Origin of the sequence: Aliarcobacter vitoriensis, from assembly GCF_003316695.1 — a bacterium.
Taxonomy (GTDB): domain Bacteria; phylum Campylobacterota; class Campylobacteria; order Campylobacterales; family Arcobacteraceae; genus Aliarcobacter; species Aliarcobacter vitoriensis.
The window spans coordinates 80493-98763 of record NZ_PDKB01000003.1 but is presented as its reverse complement, the minus strand read 5'-3'; the positions used below and the strand labels follow the sequence as shown (position 1 = coordinate 98763).

16 protein-coding genes and 5 tRNA genes are annotated in these 18271 nt (G+C 30.1%); all 21 read right to left on the bottom strand.

What is annotated here, in order from left to right; translation table 11 throughout:
* Window positions 1-84: 84 nt before the first annotated feature.
* Entirely contained in the window at window positions 85-447 is a 363-nt protein-coding gene (locus CRU91_RS02365; protein WP_113893004.1) for a helix-turn-helix domain-containing protein, read from the bottom strand.
* Window position 448: 1 nt separating this feature from the next.
* Window positions 449-742: a type II toxin-antitoxin system HigB family toxin gene (locus tag CRU91_RS02360; protein WP_113893002.1), complete on the bottom strand. Its 294-nt coding sequence runs from the start codon at window positions 740-742 to the stop codon at window positions 449-451.
* A gap of 45 nt (window positions 743-787) precedes the next feature.
* Window positions 788-2074 carry a tyrosine-type recombinase/integrase gene (locus CRU91_RS02355; protein ID WP_113893000.1) on the bottom strand — a complete coding sequence of 429 codons (1287 nt, stop codon included), beginning with the start codon at window positions 2072-2074 and terminating at the stop codon, window positions 788-790.
* Between the two features lie 153 nt (window positions 2075-2227).
* Window positions 2228-2515 carry a YciI family protein gene (locus CRU91_RS02350; protein ID WP_113892998.1) on the bottom strand — a complete coding sequence of 96 codons (288 nt, stop codon included), beginning with the start codon at window positions 2513-2515 and terminating at the stop codon, window positions 2228-2230.
* Window positions 2516-2559: 44 nt separating this feature from the next.
* Window positions 2560-2943 carry a hypothetical protein gene (locus CRU91_RS02345; protein WP_113892997.1) on the bottom strand — a complete coding sequence of 128 codons (384 nt, stop codon included), beginning with the start codon at window positions 2941-2943 and terminating at the stop codon, window positions 2560-2562.
* Window positions 2944-2977: 34 nt separating this feature from the next.
* Complete coding sequence (gene rpoC / locus CRU91_RS02340; RefSeq protein WP_113892995.1) at window positions 2978-7501, bottom strand: DNA-directed RNA polymerase subunit beta'; 4524 nt, start codon at window positions 7499-7501, stop codon at window positions 2978-2980.
* A complete protein-coding gene (rpoB, locus tag CRU91_RS02335) occupies window positions 7491-11639 on the bottom strand; it encodes a DNA-directed RNA polymerase subunit beta (RefSeq protein WP_113892993.1) in 4149 nt (1382 codons plus the stop codon). The genes rpoC and rpoB overlap by 11 nt, the downstream gene beginning before the upstream one ends.
* A gap of 163 nt (window positions 11640-11802) precedes the next feature.
* Window positions 11803-12174, bottom strand: a complete 372-nt coding sequence (gene rplL / locus CRU91_RS02330; RefSeq protein ID WP_113892991.1) for a 50S ribosomal protein L7/L12 — start codon at window positions 12172-12174, stop codon at window positions 11803-11805.
* 43 nt (window positions 12175-12217) lie between these two features.
* Window positions 12218-12706, bottom strand: a complete 489-nt coding sequence (gene rplJ, locus CRU91_RS02325; RefSeq protein WP_113892989.1) for a 50S ribosomal protein L10 — start codon at window positions 12704-12706, stop codon at window positions 12218-12220.
* Window positions 12707-12870: 164 nt separating this feature from the next.
* The gene (gene rplA / locus CRU91_RS02320; RefSeq protein WP_113892987.1) at window positions 12871-13569 is read right to left on the bottom strand and encodes a 50S ribosomal protein L1; all 699 of its coding nucleotides are present in this window, start codon (window positions 13567-13569) and stop codon (window positions 12871-12873) included.
* Window positions 13570-13646: 77 nt separating this feature from the next.
* Window positions 13647-14072 (bottom strand): 50S ribosomal protein L11, encoded by a 426-nt coding sequence (gene rplK, locus CRU91_RS02315; protein ID WP_113892985.1) that lies wholly within the window; start codon window positions 14070-14072, stop codon window positions 13647-13649.
* 95 nt (window positions 14073-14167) lie between these two features.
* The gene (gene nusG / locus CRU91_RS02310; RefSeq protein ID WP_113892983.1) at window positions 14168-14695 is read right to left on the bottom strand and encodes a transcription termination/antitermination protein NusG; all 528 of its coding nucleotides are present in this window, start codon (window positions 14693-14695) and stop codon (window positions 14168-14170) included.
* A 10-nt stretch (window positions 14696-14705) separates the two neighbouring features.
* On the bottom strand, window positions 14706-14888 hold the full coding sequence (gene secE, locus CRU91_RS02305) for a preprotein translocase subunit SecE (protein ID WP_026803893.1): 183 nt from the start codon (window positions 14886-14888) through the stop codon (window positions 14706-14708).
* Window positions 14889-14964: 76 nt separating this feature from the next.
* Window positions 14965-15040: transfer RNA gene (locus CRU91_RS02300), tRNA-Trp, on the bottom strand.
* Window positions 15041-15078: 38 nt separating this feature from the next.
* Window positions 15079-15249, bottom strand: a complete 171-nt coding sequence (rpmG, locus tag CRU91_RS02295; RefSeq protein WP_024775591.1) for a 50S ribosomal protein L33 — start codon at window positions 15247-15249, stop codon at window positions 15079-15081.
* A 9-nt stretch (window positions 15250-15258) separates the two neighbouring features.
* Window positions 15259-16467 (bottom strand): elongation factor Tu, encoded by a 1209-nt coding sequence (gene tuf / locus CRU91_RS02290; RefSeq protein ID WP_113892981.1) that lies wholly within the window; start codon window positions 16465-16467, stop codon window positions 15259-15261.
* A 210-nt stretch (window positions 16468-16677) separates the two neighbouring features.
* Window positions 16678-16754 (bottom strand) — tRNA-Gly (locus CRU91_RS02285).
* Between the two features lie 9 nt (window positions 16755-16763).
* A tRNA-Tyr gene (locus tag CRU91_RS02280) sits at window positions 16764-16848 on the bottom strand.
* A gap of 56 nt (window positions 16849-16904) precedes the next feature.
* Window positions 16905-16981 (bottom strand) — tRNA-Thr (locus tag CRU91_RS02275).
* 10 nt (window positions 16982-16991) lie between these two features.
* Window positions 16992-17067: transfer RNA gene (locus CRU91_RS02270), tRNA-Phe, on the bottom strand.
* 42 nt (window positions 17068-17109) lie between these two features.
* A complete protein-coding gene (murD, locus tag CRU91_RS02265) occupies window positions 17110-18270 on the bottom strand; it encodes a UDP-N-acetylmuramoyl-L-alanine--D-glutamate ligase (RefSeq protein WP_113892979.1) in 1161 nt (386 codons plus the stop codon).
* Window position 18271: the final 1 nt, after the last annotated feature.

Here is an 18271-nt window from a genome sequence, read left to right as displayed (position 1 = left end):
AACCCTGCTTGTTCTGATCTTAATTACAACCTTATATTTAGTAATAAAAGTATTTCAAAAATAATAAGTGCAGAAATAAATATTTTAAATACTCTTAATCAAAGTCTCTACAGGAATATGTAAAGCTTGAGATAAATTTCTAACCATAGTTAAAGATAGAGATATTTTTCTATTTAAAAGCTCTGATACTTTACTTTTATTTCCAATATAAGGTATTAAATCTTTTTGTTTTAAGTTCATCTCTTCCATTCTATATTTTATAGCTTCAATAGGGTCTGGAGTTTCAATATTCCAGTTTATATCTTCATATTTTTCAACTAATAAAACTAATATCTCAAGTTCATCACTCTCTGGAGTTCCTATCTTTGGATTTAGTTCCATTAATTCATCAATTCTATTTAAAGCTTTATCATAATCTTTTTCAGTTTTTAAAATTTTTAATTGCATTTTAGATTTCCTTTGCATTTATTTTATCATACTCACTATGAGTACCAATAAATTTCACTCTTACTAATTTTCTTAAATAATCAATATGTACAACTAACCTATAATCATTGCCTTTGATATTAAAAACAACTCTATTATCTTCTAAAAAAGATGCACTAGAATAAATTTTTTTAATATCATCAGGAGTTTTCCACTCAGCTTTTTTTGCATCTTGATGCCATACCTCTAAAGGTGTTTTAGCTTGTGGATGTTTTTCATAAAATTGCACTAATGTTCTTTTACTTATTATATTCATTTTAAATATTACCTTTTGTTCCTTTATAAGGAACTTAAATTAATTTTATTTTACTAAATTATCCAACCAATTAGCCCACCATTGCATTAACTCTTTTTTTTCATCATAATATTTATATTTTGATTCTCTATTATAAGCTGCTTTTACCCTATTCTTTTCTTTATGAGCTAAACAAGATTCAATAATATCACTATGAAATCCATGTTCTTTGTAATATTCATAAGCTATTGTTGAGAACATACTTCTAAATCCATGGAAAGTATGTTTATTTTGATAACCCAATTTATTTAATGTATCTGATAATGTTGCTCCAGCAATTCCTCTATCAGCTTTAAAAGGTGATGGAAATACAAATTCACTTCTATGTCTTGAATATGGTTCTATTTGTTTTATAATATCTACTGCTTGTCTTGATAAAGGACAAACAAAATCAATATGAGTTTTCATTTTTTCTTTAGGTATTTCCCAGATTCCTTTTTCTAAATCTATTTCATTCCATCTCATAAGTCTTATATTCTCACTTCTTACAAAAACATAAGGTATTATTTTAAAAATAAATATAATACTAATATTAGATCTAAATCTTTCACCAATAGAATTAATATCTCTTAATAGCACTTTTATTTCATCAGGTAAAGTTATTGCTGGATGATGAATATTTTTATTACTAGGAACCAATACAGATTTTTTATCTATATCAGCAATTATATTATGCTCTATATACTCTTTAGTAACAGCAAACATATATATTTTATTCATTAAAGATAAAACTCTATGAGCAGTTTCAATTACTCCTTTATTTTGTATTTTTTCCAAAATATTTATAATATCAACTCTTTTAATATCTTTTATAGCAATATTGCCTAACCAATTTGTAATATTATTTAACATTCTTCTATTTTGGATTATTGTTGCTTCACTTGAACTTTTAGATCTTAATTCCAACCATTCATCAATAACCATACTTAAAGTAAGAAATTCTGAAGCTCTTTTTATCCTCTTTGCTGATATAGGATTAATATTTTTTGATAATAACCATCTAGCCTCTTCTCTTTTTTCTCTAGCTTCTTTTAAAGACACTTCAGGATAAACTCCAAAAGACATGCTAAGATTCTTATTTCCATACCTAAAATCAAATCTCCATAATTTAGATCCATTAGGTTTAATAATTAAATATAATCCTTTCCCATCTGCTAATTTATTCTTTTTAATAGCTTTTTCTTTTGAATTAGATTTTATTAATTCATTTTTTAATATTTCAAACTCCTCATCAGTTGTATATCTTGCATTTTTAATCTCTGATTCATAAAGTGGTTTTGATATTTTTGGCATTTTAAGGTACTCACTATTTATTTTAATTTTAGTACCTAGAATAATACCTGAAAATTATTTGATTTTATTTAAAATTATATGTTTTAGTTTGTTTTCATTTAAGTAGATAGTATAGCAATAAGCCCGATAAATTGGGCCTATATGAGTTAGTTTTTAGTTTTTTGGAAGTAGTTTTACAGGAACCATCTGGAATTCATCCATATTCCAAACATTATTTTTAACATAAGGTTCATTTAAAAGCCATTCATCAATTTCTTCATCTGTTTCAAAATCAACAAATAAAGTTGAACCAACCATAACATCATCTTCTATTAATGCTCCAGCATTTATAATTTTACCTTCAGCAATTAATTTTCTAGCACCTTCTAAATGAGCTTCTCTTGCCTCTTGTCTTCTTTCTAAAGCACCTTCATTATCATAAGCAATTACTAAATACTGCATAATCGTTCCTTTTTAAATTTTTTTAGATTCTAGCACAATTTTAATTATATAAATGTAGCAAGAATAAAACAACTAGGATATATTAATAAATTAAAATATCTAAATCCTGGCGTAATAGCAACATCATACGGAGCTATATCTTCAAGTTTTCTTCCTTGATATAATCTTTGCATAAATAAAAGTTTAAAACAAATCTCTAAAAATTTCAATACTATTATTGAACTCATAAAAAATCCGAAATTACTTAAACTAAATGCTACATAAATTGAATAAAAAAATGATAAATGTAATCCTAAATACAAAAAAACACTTTTTTCATACATGGCATAGTTATTTTCTACTAAACCAAACATTGTATCTGCTTTCTGCCAATTTACTTCAAAAAGCTCAATTGCAATAAAAATTATAAAAAAATATATTGTTTCCATAAGTTTTCTTAGTAATAGGGCAAAGCCCTATTTTTTAGTTTTCTGAGAATTTAACTTTTTGATCTTTATATAATCCTGTTCCAACAGGAATTGTTCTTCCTATTACAACATTTTCTTTAAGATCTTCAAGCATATCCATTTTAGCACTGATTGCAGCTTCTGTTAAAACTTTTGTAGTTTCTTGGAAAGAAGCAGCAGAAATAATAGAATCTGATGTAACAGCTGCTCTCGTAATTCCAAGTAAAACTGGTTCAGCAATAGCTGGTTGTCCACCCATTCTAATGATCTTTTCATTTTCAAGTTTAAATTTCTTTTTAGAAACCATATCACCAATAATAAACTTAGTATCTCCACCATCAAGAATTGATACTTGTCTTAACATTTGAGATGTAATTACCTCAATATGTTTATCTGCAATATTAACCCCTTGAGATCTATAAACTTGTTGAACTTCAGAAACTATAAAATAATGAAGCGCTTTTTCTCCCAATATTTTTAATACGTCATGAGGAGAAACTTGACCATCAGTTAAAGATTCACCAGCATGTACAAATTCTCCTTCATGAACTAAAACTTGTTTACCTTTTTCAACTAAATACTCAGCCGTATTTCCAGTAATATCAGTAATTACAAGTTTTTGTTTATTTCTTAGAGGTTTACCAAAAGAAACTACTCCATCAAATGATGCTAATATAGCAATATTTTTTGGACGTCTTGCTTCAAATAATTCAGATACTCTAGGAAGACCTCCCGTAATATCTTTAGATTTTTGAGTAGCTTTTGGAGTTTTTGCAATAATATCAGCCAATTCTACTCTTTTACCTTCTTGAATATTTAAAGATGCCTTTGGATCTAATGCATATCTAATAAGATCTTTATCATCTGTTGCCAAAATAACTGTTGGTTTATAACCACTTGGTATATATTCATTAACAACTAATTTTGAAGTTCCTGTTAGCTCATCAAACTGTTCCGAAACCGTAACTCCAGGAATAATATCTTCAAACGATACAATACCAGCTTTTTCTGCTATTGTTGGGTTTGCATAAGGATCCCATTCAGCAATAACAACTTGCTCACTAACAGTAGGAGAAGAGATAATTGTATCTTTTGTAACTTCGCTATTATCATCTAATACAATTGAAGAACCTCTTGAAATATAGTGTCTAATAGCTTCTCTATCATCAGCATCAGCAACAACTGCAAAAAGACCTTTTTCTACAACTTTATCACCAGCTTTTATATCATGTCTTCTTTCTAAATAATCTCCAGTTAGTTTATAATACTTTAACATACCTTTTGCACCAGAAATAACCTTAGAAGTAACAGGAGCACCATCTGCAACTTTTAATTCAGAAGCATAAGGAATTCTATTTGGAACATTCCATCCATCTTTGATTATTTCAACGATAGAGTCATTATTTTCAACCTCTTCACCATCTTTAAATGGTAAATATAATTTTCCTTCAATTTTTCCTGAAATTCCCGCAAGTTCATTAACTTTAGCAACATCATTTTTTCTTAAATAATATGATTTTTCTTCTTTTGAATTTTTAATTGTTAAAATAACTTCTTCATGTAACGTTTCAACTGTAACTTTACCTTTGAATGGAGCATTTATTTTTGGTTCAACCAATAATATTCCAGCATTTCTTCTATTTGCAACAATTATTTTACCTTCTGCTGTTTCATACTTTTTAATATTGTAATATCTAATAAATCCTTCTTTATCTGCTTTTAACTCTCTTTCAGTTTGAGTAGCACTTGCAGTCCCTCCAACGTGGAAAGTTCGTAGTGTTAACTGTGTTCCAGGTTCTCCAATAGATTGTGCAGCAACAACTCCAACAGCTTCTCCTGGTTTTGCTTTTCTTTGCTCACCTAAATTTAATCCATAACATTTTGAACAAAGTCCATTTTCAGTTTTACAAGTTAAAGGAGTTCTAATAACAACAGATTTTACTTCAGATTCTTTTACAATTTTTGCAAATTCTTCAGTTATTAAAGTACCTTCTGTAAATAAAATCTCATTTGAAATTGGATCAATTATATCTTCAGCAATTACTCTTCCAGTAATTCTTTCTTCTAAAGACTCTATTAACTCATTTCCAGATGTAATATCTGTAATTTCAATACCTTCGTGTGTTCCACAATCTTCCATTGTAATTCTAACATTTTGAGAAACGTCAATTAATTTTCTTGTTAAATATCCAGCATTTGCAGTTTTTAAAGCTGTATCTGCAAGACCTTTTCTAGCTCCGTGAGTAGAAATAAAGTATTCAAGAACATTAAGACCTTCTTTAAAGTTAGAGATAATTGGTGTTTCAATAATAGTTCCATCAGGTTTTGCCATAAGACCTCTCATACCTGAAAGCTGTCTAATTTGAGTTGCACTTCCTCTTGCTCCTGAATCCGCCATCATATAAATAGAGTTAAACCCATTTTTATCTGTTTTTACAAGCTCCATCATCTCAGAACCTAATTTGTTATTAGTTTCTGTCCAAATATCAATAGTCTTATTGTATCTTTCTTGTTCAGTTAAAAGACCTTGTGCAAACTGTTTTTGAACTTCAATAACATCTTTTTTAGATTTAGCAATATGATCTACTTTAGTTTCAGGAACAATAATATCATCAATAGAGATAGATATACCTGCTGACGTTGCATACTTAAATCCTAGATTTTTTAAATTATCTAAAAATCTTGGAGTTACTTCATATCCAGCCTCTTTATAAATATAATCAACTAAAGCACCAATATCTTTTTTCTTTAAAATTTTATTCCATAAACTAATAGGAACGAAGCTTGGTAAAATTTCGTGAATTATCAATCTTCCAACTGTTGTTAAAACAATTCTTCCATCAAGTTTTGTTCTAATTTTTGCATGCAAATCAATTTGATTCGTATCCAAAGCAATTTTTACTTCATTTACATCAGTGAAAAGTTTATGCTCACCTTTTACACCATCCTTTTGTAAAGATAGATAATAAATACCTAAAATCATATCTTGAGAAGGAACAGCAATTGCTCTTCCAGATGCTGGTAAAAGGATATTCATAGAACTCATCATTAAAATTTTTGCTTCAGCAACCGCTTCTTGTGATAAAGGAACGTGAACAGCCATTTGATCCCCATCGAAGTCCGCATTAAAAGCAGCACAAACAAGAGGGTGAAGTCTAATAGCTTTTCCATCAATTAAAACTGGGTGAAAAGCTTGAATAGACAATTTGTGTAGAGTTGGAGCTCTATTTAATAAAATTGGATATTCATCAACAATTTCATTTAAACATTCCCAAACTTCATTTGTTTCACTTTCAATCAATCTTTTAGCAGCTTTTAAAGTTGTTGCATAACCTTTTTCTTCAAGCTTTGCCATCAAATGTGGTTTAAATAATTCTAAAGCCATTTTTTTAGGAATACCACATTGATCCATATTTAAATTTGGTCCAACAACAATTACAGATCTTCCAGAGAAATCAACCCTTTTACCAAGTAAGTTTTGTCTAAATCGTCCTTGCTTACCCTTGATTATTTCGCTTAAAGATTTTAAAGGTCTTTTATTTGCGCCTTTTACTGCATTCGCTGTTTTTCCATTATCAAATAAGGCATCAACAGATTCTTGAAGCATTCTTTTTTCATTTCTAATAATAATTTCAGGAGCATCAAGTTCAGTCAATCTTTTTAATCTGTTATTTCTGTTAATAACCCTTCTATATAAGTCATTTACATCTGAAACAGCAAATTTTCCACCGTCAAGTGAAACAAGAGGCCTTAAATCTGGTGGAAGAACGGGTAACATTGTAAGCATCATCCACTCTGGTCTATTACCACTATTGATAAAATTCTCAACAACTTTTAATCTTTTAATAATAGTTTTTCTTTTTGCTTCAGATTTTGTCGATTGCATATCATCTTTTAATAAAGTTAATAACTCAAATAAATCAAGTTTTTCTAATAACTCTTTTAAAATCTCTCCACCCATCTTTGCTTCAAAACCAGTATGTTCAAATAAATCAGCAATAGTTCTATACTGTTCTTCATTTAAAATATCATATTTTTCGATTTTTTTCGTTTTTTCATTGTCATAGTAAGAATCTCCAGCCTCACTTACGATATATGCTTCATAATATAATACTCTTTCTAAATCTTTTAATTTAACACCTAAAAGAGTACCTATTCTTGAAGGAAGTGATGAAACCATCCAAATATGAGCAACAGGAGAAACAAGTTCAATATGTCCCATTCTATGTCGTCTTACTTTTGAAGAAGTTACTTCAACTCCACATTTCTCACATACAACACCTTTGTATCTCATTTTTTTATATTTACCACAAAGACATTCATAATCTTTTACTGGTCCAAATATTTTTGCACAAAATAAACCGTCTCTTTCAGGTTTTAGTGTTCTATAGTTAATAGTTTCAGGTTTTTTTACTTCCCCACAAGACCAAGAAAGTATTTTTTCAGGACTTGCTAATTTTAGTTGAAAAGCAGAAAAATCTTGTGGTCTTTCTAACTCTTTAATATCAATTGGTGATAACAGTTTTTCATTATTGCTCATCGTTTTCTACCTCTTCATAAATCTCTACATCTAAAGCTAAAGCTTTTAACTCTTTTGTTAAAACAAAGAATGTTTCAGGAACACCAGATTGTGGAACATTTTCACCATTTGCAATAGCTCTATATGCTTTTGTTCTACCTTCAACATCATCAGATTTTGTTGTAAGCATCTCTTTTAGTACATTTGTTGCACCATAAGCTTCCAATGCCCAAACCTCCATCTCTCCGAATCTTTGTCCTCCAAATAGTGCTTTACCACCAACTGGCTGTTGAGTTACAAGTGAATATGGTCCTGTACTTCTTGCATGAACTTTTTCATCAACTAAGTGGTGAAGTTTTAGCATATACATATAACCAACATTTACTCTTTCTTTCATTCTTTCACCAGTTTTTCCATCATATAAAACTGATTTTCCATCATTATCAATTTTTGCCATTTCAAATAGTTTTTCAAAGTCATAGGCTTCAACACCATCAAAGATTTGTGTAGCGAACTTAACACCTTTTGACCAATCTCTAGCATAATCAAGAAGTTCATCATCAGTTAATTTTTCTACAAAAGCTTTTGCATTCATAAGTTTTGCAACACCTGCAACTTCGATCATTTTTGTTCTTAATTCAGATACGAAATCAGCTTTTTTAGATTCATATATTTTTTGAATTTGCTTACCTAATCTTCTACCAACTAATCCTAAGTGAACTTCCATAATTTGACCAATATTCATCCTTGAAGGAACCCCAAGTGGATTTAAAATAACATCAACAGTAGTTCCATCTTCTAAATATGGCATATCAACTCTTGGAACGATATTTGAAACAATACCTTTATTTCCATGTCGTCCTGCCATTTTATCCCCAACTTTGATTTTTCTCTTAGTTGCAATATATACTTTTACTTGTTTTATAACACCTGAAGGTAAAATATCATCATGCTCTAAAATATCTATTTTCTCTTCGTGTTCTTTTCTTAATTCAGCTTTTTGTTTTATAAAGTGTTCTTTTATATCATTGTATGTTTTTTCAATATCTTTTGAAAAAGATGATACAATTTTTTTCATAGCAAATCTATTTACGTTTACTAATACTTCAAGAGGAATAGTTTTACCTTCTTTATAAACAATATTTTCATGTTCTAACTCTTTTGACAATTTTGCTTTTGATAAAAGATTGTTTATTTTTAAAGCCTCTTCTCTATCAAGCATTAAAAGTTTGTCAAGATGTTTTTGATTTAATTCATTTTTTTCAGCTTCAATTTCAGCTTTTGCTCTTTCACACTTTTCATAACCTTTTTTAGTAAAAACTTTTACATCAACAACTGTTCCCTCCATTGATGTTGGACAATATAATGATTTATTTATAACATGTCCAGCTTTATCACCAAATATTGCTCTTAAAAGCCTCTCTTCAGGAGTTGGTTTTATCTCCCCTTTTGGAGTTACTTTTCCAACTAAGATCATTCCTGGAGTTACATAAGTTCCAACTTTAATAATTCCAGAACTATCTAAGTGAACTATTGATTCTTCTTTAACTCCTGGTAAATCTCTAGTAATTTCTTCATTACCATGCTTTAACTCTCTACAATCAATCTCTTTTTCGTAAATATGCACAGAAGTGAAAGCATCTTTTTTAATCAATCTCTCACTTAAAATAATAGCATCTTCATAGTTATATCCATTCCATGGCATAAATGCAACCATAGCATTAATACCAACAGCTAATTCACCTTTATCCATAGAAGGTCCATCAGCAATTACTTGACCCTTTTCAATAACATCACCATCTTTTATAGCAACTCTTTGCCCAAAAGATGTATTATTATTTGTTTTAACATTTTTATTTACTTCATAATGGTCAATAAATGCACCATTTTCATCTTCCCCACTGATATAAATATTTTTAGAATCAGCTTTTTCTACAACTCCACCTCTTTGGGCTTTTATTGCTTCCCAAGCATCTCTAGCAACAGTTTTTTCAAGTCCTGTTCCAACTATTGGAGCAGTTGGTTTTATCAATGGAACAGCTTGTCTCATCATATTTGAACCCATTAATGCTCTATTAGCATCGTTGTGTTCTAAGAATGGAATAAGTGAAGCAGCAACTCCCATAACCATTTGTGAAGAGATATCTATTAAATCAACTTTATTTCTCTCCATTAAAATAATTTCACCATTTAATCTAACTTCAATTAGAGGTTCAACTATTTTTCCATTTTCATCAACTTTAGTTGATCCTGGTGCTATTACAAGCCCCTCTTCTTGTGTTGCTGTATAATAAGTAATTTCATTTGTTACAATACCATCTACAACTTTTTTATAAGGAGACTCTATAAATCCTAAATCATTTACTTTTGAATAAGTTGATAAAGTATTAATAAGTCCAATATTTTGCCCTTCTGGAGTTTCAACAGGACATATTCTTCCGTAGTGAGTTGGGTGAACATCTCTTACTTCAAATCCAGCTCTTTCTTTTACTAATCCACCTTCACCAAGGGCAGAAAGTCTTCTTTTATGCGTAACTTCTGATAATGGATTTGTTTGGTCCATAAATTGAGATAATTGCCCAGAAGTAAAGAACTCTGTAATCGTAGATGTAATCATTTTTGAATTGATTAAATCATGTGGCATAATATCTTCTAAAGTTCCAGATAGAGTTGTCATCTTATCTCTAATAGTTTTTTGCATTTTAATTAATCCAGCATGCAATTCATTTGCTAATAATTCACCAATAGCTCTGATTCTTCTATTTCCTAAGTGATCTCTATCATCAATATGTCCGTGTCCAGCTTTAACTTTTACTAGATATTGAACAGTTTTAATAACATCTTCGTAAGTTAGAGTTGTTACATATTCTGGAACATTTACTCCTAACTTATGATTCATTTTCATTCTTCCAACTTTTGTTAAATCATATCTTTCTGGATCAAAGAATAATTTTTTTATGAAATCTTTTGCAGCTTCTTTTGTTACAGGTTCACCTGGTCTCATAACTTTATATATTCTAATAGCAGCTAAATCATTTTCATCATCGATTTGCTCAGTTTGTTTTAAAAGTTTTAACGATTCACCATCAGCTTTAAATGCATTAATAATAGAAGCATCTGCACTTGAAGATAAATCATTTGCAATATCAAAAGATTCAAATCCTAAATCCAAAAGTTTTTTAAGTTTCAGCTCATCAAGATTTGTTAATGTATCAAATAATACTTCTCCTGATTCTGGATCATAAATTGTATTTGCAGTATATCTATCCATTAATAATTCTAGTGGATATTCAATAAGTTTTAGACCACCTTCTATTAGAGCTTTAGCTTTTCTTACAGTCAATCTCTTTCCAGCACCAATTACTAGATTCCCTTTATCATCTTTAATATCATGCTCAATTCTTCCCATAAAATCATCAGGATTGAACTCTGTTAAAAATTTATTATTTTTAATCTTAATATTTACAATAGGATAGAACATTTTTACAATATCTTCTTTTGAGTAACCCAATGCTCTAAAAAGAATTGTAATTGGAACTTTTCTTCTTTTATTAATTCTTACGTATAATATGTCTTTTGCATCATATTCAAAATATAACCAAGAACCACGATCAGGGATTATTTGTCCTGTATAAAGAAGTTTGTTATCTGTTGTATTTGACTCATCTTCTTTGAAAATAACGCCTGGAGATCTATGTAACTGATTAACAACAACCCTTTCTACACCATTTACAATAAATGATGTTCTGTCTGTCATTAAAGGTATTTCTCTAATATATAAAGATTGTTCTTTTATATCTTTAACACCAATTTTTTCACCAGTCTTTTCATCTAGATCCCATAAAGTTAATCTAATATTTATTTTTAAAGGTATTGAATAAGTCAGTCCTCTAACCATTGACTCTCTAACATCATATTTAGGTTTTCCTACTTCACTACCTAAATAATCTAAAGTTAGCCTATTTTGTGCATCATGTATAGGGAATATTGTTTTAAATACTTTTTCTATACCAGCTGTTGATCTATCTTTTTGACCTATCATCAAAAAAGTATCATACGAAGTTTGTTGTAACTGTAATAAGTTTGGAATTTCAATTTTTTGTGGGTTTTTTGCGAAATCTATTCTGAGTCTATTACCAGATTTTAAAGAGTTTAACATTTGACACCTTGTTATAAAATTTGGTTGAATTGCTTTTATTAGTATAAAGCACAAAAGCATCCATAAAGGATAAGGTTAAAATTTCAAAAAACTTTAACCTTAGCCTTCAAAGATGCTAAACTATATATAGGGAAAGCCCTATATACCGTTAAGTAAAGCTAAATTATTTAACTTCTACTTTAGCTCCAGCTGCTTCTAACTGTGCTTTAATTGCATCAGCATCAGCTTTAGAGATTCCTTCTTTAATTGTAGAAGGAGTTTGCTCAGCTGCATCTTTAGCTTCTTTTAATCCTAAACCAGTAATTGCTCTGATTTCTTTAATTACATTAATTTTTTTATCTCCTGAATCAATGATGATAACATCAAATTCAGTTTTTTCTTCTGCAGCTTCAACAGCAGCAACCGCTCCACCAGCAACTGCAACAGGTTGTGCAGATACACCAAATTTTTCTTCAAATTCTTTTACTAACTCTGATAATTCTAATACAGATAAACCAGAAATAAATTCTAAAACGTCTTCTTTAGAAATTGCCATTTTCTATCCTTTTTAATTTTTTATTATATATTAGCTTAAATACTTAAGCAGCCTCTTCTTCTTTTTTTCTTCTAAGAGCATCAAGACCAATAGTAAAGTTTCTAACTGGTCCCATCCATACAGATGCAAGCATTCCAAGAAGTTCTTCTCTTGATGGTAATTTAGCAAATGCATTAACTCTAGCAACATCTGCAATCTGACCTTCAATAATCCCTGATTTAATAACAAATTTGTCTTTAGAAGCCGTTGCAAATTTATCAGCAACTTTACAAGCTGAAATTTGATCTTCTGACCATAAATAAATATTTGTTCCACATAAATCAATTTCACCTAGTTCAGCAGCTTCAACAGCTTTTACAACTAAAGTATTTTTAATAACTTGAACTTTTGTATTATTAGCTTTTGCTTCTTTTCTTAAAGATTCTAACTCTTTATGAGTAAGTCCTTTATAATCACAAACTACAACAGCTAAAGAGTTCTTAAACTCAGCTGATAAATAATTTATAATTTCTAGTTTTTCTTGTCTTGTCATTATTATTTTCCTCCTTTCAAAACATCATCTTAGGCGGGAATTATAAAAAAACGAGGTTGTTTTTTTACCAGCTGTCTTCAGTTTTATATCAGTGCTTTGAATAACACTCAAAAATATTGAATTAGTTCAATATTTTTGAATATTAAAAAAGACAAGGGAACCCCTTATCTTATTTCTAATAATTCCATATTATCTAAAACAATTGATGGACTCATAGTTAAACTAATCGCCGCATTAGTAATATATCTTCCTTTTGCAGTTGAAGGTTTAGCTTTATTAATAGCTGAGATAAATGCTTCTGCATTTTCTTTAATAGCTTCAGAAGTAAATGAAATTTTTCCAATAGCAGCTTGCATATTACCTTTTTTATCAACTCTATATGTTACTTGTCCACCTTTAGCATCATTAACTGCTTTTGTAACGTCCATAGTAACTGTTCCTGTTTTAGGGTTCGGCATTAAACCTTTTGGTCCTAAAATTCTTCCAACTTTACCAACAATTCCCATACAATCAGGAGTTGCAATTAAAACATCAAAATTAATATTTCCAGCTTGGATTGCTTCAGCTAAATCATCATTTCCAACAACATCAGCACCAGCTGCTTTTGCTTCATCAAGTTTTACACCTTTTGCAAACACTGCAACTCTAACAGTTTTTCCTGTACCATTTGGAAGGACAACTGCCCCTCTAATCATTTGATCTGCATGTCTTGGATCCACATTTAAATTAAGAGCAATTTCAACACTTTCATCAAATTTAGCTGATTTTAGCTCTTTTATAGTTGTACAAGCTTCAGCTAAAGAATACTTTCTATCTTCAACTTTTGATTGTAACGCTTTATATCTTTTTGAAACTTTTGCCATTTTGTTCTCCGCAATATTTATTTTTTTGCTTCCACTATTTAAAAGACTAGTGGTTAGACTTTATTCAAAACAGAATATTATAATTCTGTATCAATTCCTATAGATCTAGCTGAACCAGCAACAATTTTAGCCGCCACTTCTCTATCATCTGTATTTAAATCTTTGATTTTCATATCAACGATTTCCATGATTTGTTCTTTAGATAGTTTTCCAACTTTATTTTTAAGCGGATTATCACTACCTTTTTTAATTCCAGAAACTTTTTTAATAAGTTCAGTCATAGGTGGTTGTTTTACTTCAAATGTAAAACTTTTATCTGCATAAATTGTAATAACTACTGGTAATCTATATCCAGCTTTATCTTTTGTTTTTTCATTGAATGCTTTACAGAATTCCATGATATTAACACCTCTTTGTCCAAGAGCTGGTCCAACTGGAGGAGATGGATTTGCTGCACCTGCAGGTATTTGTAATTTTAAATAACCTTGAATTTTCTTAGCCATGCTATTCCTTTAAAAAATTTTAATGATTAGACATTAGGCAAAAAAACTATGAAGAAGCTAGTTTCTTTGCCTAATGCCTAAATTAAACTATATATTTAAACTATTCTTTCTACTTGAGTATATGATATTTCAACTGGTGTATTTCTTCCAAAAATAGAAACATTTAATTTCAATACACCAGAAACCATATCAAAATCTTCTACAATTCCATTAAAATTAGAAAATGGTCCTTCATTTATTCTTACCATTTCACCTTCATCAAAAGATATTTTTGGTTTTGCTGCTGCTTTATTCTTAGCTTTTTCTAAGATAAGATTAATATCTTTTTCACTCAAAGCTGTTGGCTTTTTCGATTCACCAATAAATCTTCCAACTTTTGGCATTGATTGAATTCTATGCCATAAAGCAGTATCTAAATCAATTTTAGCAAAGGCATAAGCTGGGTATAGAGGTCTTTCAACTATAGTCTTTTTACCTTTTTTTACTTCAATTAAATCTTCAGTAGGAACCAAAACTTCAGCAATTTTATCATCTGCCATCTCATCAGCTAATTTAACTAATGCCTTTTTAACAGACAATTCACTTCCCGAATAAGTTTGTATTGCATACCATTTATGAGCCATAAATATTTCCTTAATTGATTATTGAAGATAGACTAATTGACATAATTCCATCAATTATAGCTAAAAATATTGTTATAACAGTCACAACAATAAATACAGACAAGTATGCAGTTCTTATTTGTTCTTTAATAGGAAAGATAACTTTAGACAACTCTGATTTTACATTGTTAAAATAACTACTAACTTTACTCACTATCTTCTCCGATTTTGCAATTTAATCTTTAAATTCTATAAAAAGAACTTACAAAGAACTCTTTAAAGAATTTAAGTGGCAGGCCAGGAGGGACTCGAACCCCCATCACTCGGATTTGGAATCCGATGCTCTACCATTGGAGCTACTGACCTAAAAAACTTTAAGTCTGCATAAGCAGACTTAGAGTCTATCAAGATTTTAACTTTACTTCTTTATGAGTAGTATGTTTTTTCAATCTTGGACAATATTTTCTAACCTCAAACTTTTCAGTATGAGTTTTTGGATTTTTCCAAGTAGTGTAGTTAATATCTCCACTTTCTTGACATTTTAATCCAATTTTAATTCTTACTGCATTTGCCATCAATAATCCTTATTTAATTATTTCTGAAACAACTCCAGCACCTACAGTTCTTCCACCTTCTCTAATAGCGAATTTTGTTCCTTTATCTAAAGCGATTGGAGCAACTAATTCTACTGTCATCTCTACGTTATCACCTGGCATAACCATTTCAGTACCTTCAGCTAAAGTACAAGAACCTGTTACGTCTGTTGTTCTAACATAGAATTGTGGTCTATATCCACTAAAGAATGGAGTATGTCTTCCACCTTCTTCTTTTGATAAAATATACACTTCACATTTGAAAGTTGTATGTGGAGTAATTGTTCCTGGCTTAATAAGAACTTGTCCTCTTTCAACCTCTTCTTTTTTGATACCTCTTAAAAGAATTCCGCAGTTATCTCCAGCTTGACCTTGATCCATTTCTTTTCTGAACATTTCAACACCAGTAACTGTTGTTTTTCTTGTATCAGAGAAACCAACGATTTCAATTTCTTCACCAACTTTAATTGTACCTTGCTCTATTCTTCCAGTAACAACTGTTCCTCTTCCTGAAATAGAGAAAACATCTTCAACTGGCATTAAGAATGATTTTTCAGTATCTCTTTCTGGAGTTGGGATGTATTCATCAACTGCATTCATTAATGCAACGATTTTTTCTCCCCATGGACCAACAGAACCTTTTTTAGCTTCTTCTAAAGCTTGGAATGCAGAACCAGCAATAATTGGTGTGTCATCACCTGGGAAATCATAAGTAGATAATAACTCTCTAATTTCCATTTCAACTAATTCTAACATCTCATCTTTGTCAGAAGGATCTAATTGATCTTCTTTATTTAAGAATACAACGATATATGGAACACCTACTTGTTTAGATAATAGGATATGCTCTCTTGTTTGAGCCATTGGACCATCAGTTGAAGCAATAACCAAGATAGCTCCATCCATTTGAGCAGCACCAGTAATCATGTTTTTAACATAATCGGCGTGACCTGGACAATCTACGTGTGCATAGTGTCTTTTTTCTGTTTCATACTCAATATGAGAAGTAGCAATAGTAATTCCTCTTTCTCTTTCTTCTGGAGCGTTATCGATTTGATCATAATCTTTCATCTCTCCACCATATTTAACTGCCAATACTGCAGAAATAGCAGCAGTTGTAGTAGTTTTACCGTGGTCAACGTGACCAATTGTACCGATATTTACGTGTGGCTTATTTCTTGAAAACTTTTCTTTTGCCATAGGAATTTCCCCTTCTAAATTTATTTTACTTAATTTGCCCTCTGAGTAGATAAGCCAGCAGGCTTCTCTATTCAGAGGGGGATTTGTTTTACACAAATTGAATGTGTATTATATTGACTAAATACTAAAAACTAAATTAATGGGATATAAAAAATTAGAGTTATAAAAAAATTTGCGTTTATAACTCAGCTCCCAGTAATCAATAAATAATGGAGCGGGAGACGAGACTCGAACTCGCGACAGTCTGCTTGGAAGGCAGAAGCTCTAGCCAACTGAGCTACTCCCGCAACATTGCGTGGTGGTGAGAGAAGGATTTGAACCTTCGAAGCCGTAGGCGGCGGATTTACAGTCCGCAGGATTTGACCACTCTCCAACCTCACCGTTGAAAAATTATTGTTCTGGTCAAGCGCTGTTTCTTAAACTTACGCGAGACAAAATGGAGCTGGTGAAGGGAGTCGAACCCCCGACCTGCTGATTACAAATCAGCTGCTCTAGCCAACTGAGCTACACCAGCATCCATAAAATGGTGGTTCGAGACAGAATCGAACTGTCGACACAAGGATTTTCAATCCTTTGCTCTACCGACTGAGCTATCGAACCACTGTAAATTGGAGTGAGATTATACATCTTACAATATTAATATTAACTTAAATTTGTAACATATTTTTTGAATTCTTCTCCTCTATGTGCATAAGATTTAAATTGATCTAAAGAAGCTGCTGCTGGAGATAAGAATCCAATACTACTTTCTTTCATATTTAAATCTATTAATTTTACTGCTTGTTCTAAAAAATCACATTTATTAACTTTTATATTAAATACATTACAAAAATCAACTATCTTTTGTGAATTTGAACCAATAGAATAAACTTCTATATCTAAATTTTTTATATTTTCAAAAAGTGGTTCAAGATTTGCACCCTTATCATCTCCACCTAATATTATATGTATGTTACTATTTTTATATGGCACTAATGCATTTATAGTTGCATCAACATTTGTAGCTTTGCTATCATCAATCCACAATCTATTTTTACTATCTTTAAACTCTTCTACTTTATGTTTATCAATTTTAAATTGATTTATTAATTCATAATTTATATCATCAAATAAAATCTTTCTAACACTCATAGATAATAGAGCATCAAGTAGAAATGGTTCTTTAAAATTTAACTCATCTTTTTTAAATCCAAAATGTTTACAGATATTATCACTATTACTATATGTAATTACACAAGCATTTGTTTTTATATTTTTAAATTCATCTGGAATAATCGCAATATCATTTTCATTCATAAACTTAAGAGGTTTTAATTTTGCTTTTTTATATTCATCAAAACTACCATGCCAAGTTATGTGATCTTCTGTTATTGGAAGTAAAATATAAATATTAGGCTTAGCTTTGTTTGTATAATGTAGAGTGAATGATGAAGTTTCTAAAATCCATATTTTTTTACTATTATCAAGCCCACTCAAAGGAACTCCAATATTCCCACCATAAACAGAATCATATTTTTCTAAAAGATGTTGAGTCATTTGTGTTGTAGTTGTTTTTCCATTTGTACCACTAATCCAAATAGAAAAAGGCATATCATTATAAAATAAGTCATAATCACTCAATAAGTTTTTTGAAGCAAGAACAAGTTCATTATATGGAGGTATTCCAGGACTTACAACTGTAACTTCATTAGAATTTTTATCAAATATTTCTAAATCAACATCATCAAAAAGCTTTGCATTTGGAAATCTTTTTTTTAATGCACTTGCAGTTTTGCCTTTTCCTAAAATTCTTATATTATCCAAA

Bases quoted from the DNA above. Each gene is read 5' to 3' on its own strand.
- CRU91_RS02365 (WP_113893004.1), bottom strand. From the start codon at position 447: ATGCAATTAAAAATTTTAAAAACTGAAAAAGATTATGATAAAGCTTTA.
- CRU91_RS02360 (WP_113893002.1), bottom strand. From the start codon at position 742: ATGAATATAATAAGTAAAAGAACATTAGTGCAATTTTATGAAAAACAT.
- CRU91_RS02355 (WP_113893000.1), bottom strand. From the start codon at position 2,074: ATGCCAAAAATATCAAAACCACTTTATGAATCAGAGATTAAAAATGCA.
- CRU91_RS02350 (WP_113892998.1), bottom strand. From the start codon at position 2,515: ATGCAGTATTTAGTAATTGCTTATGATAATGAAGGTGCTTTAGAAAGA.
- CRU91_RS02345 (WP_113892997.1), bottom strand. From the start codon at position 2,943: ATGGAAACAATATATTTTTTTATAATTTTTATTGCAATTGAGCTTTTT.
- rpoC (WP_113892995.1), bottom strand. From the start codon at position 7,501: ATGAGCAATAATGAAAAACTGTTATCACCAATTGATATTAAAGAGTTA.
- rpoB (WP_113892993.1), bottom strand. From the start codon at position 11,639: ATGTTAAACTCTTTAAAATCTGGTAATAGACTCAGAATAGATTTCGCA.
- rplL (WP_113892991.1), bottom strand. From the start codon at position 12,174: ATGGCAATTTCTAAAGAAGACGTTTTAGAATTTATTTCTGGTTTATCT.
- rplJ (WP_113892989.1), bottom strand. From the start codon at position 12,706: ATGACAAGACAAGAAAAACTAGAAATTATAAATTATTTATCAGCTGAG.
- rplA (WP_113892987.1), bottom strand. From the start codon at position 13,569: ATGGCAAAAGTTTCAAAAAGATATAAAGCGTTACAATCAAAAGTTGAA.
- rplK (WP_113892985.1), bottom strand. From the start codon at position 14,072: ATGGCTAAGAAAATTCAAGGTTATTTAAAATTACAAATACCTGCAGGT.
- nusG (WP_113892983.1), bottom strand. From the start codon at position 14,695: ATGGCTCATAAATGGTATGCAATACAAACTTATTCGGGAAGTGAATTG.
- rpmG (WP_024775591.1), bottom strand. From the start codon at position 15,249: ATGGCAAATGCAGTAAGAATTAAAATTGGATTAAAATGTCAAGAAAGT.
- tuf (WP_113892981.1), bottom strand. From the start codon at position 16,467: ATGGCAAAAGAAAAGTTTTCAAGAAATAAGCCACACGTAAATATCGGT.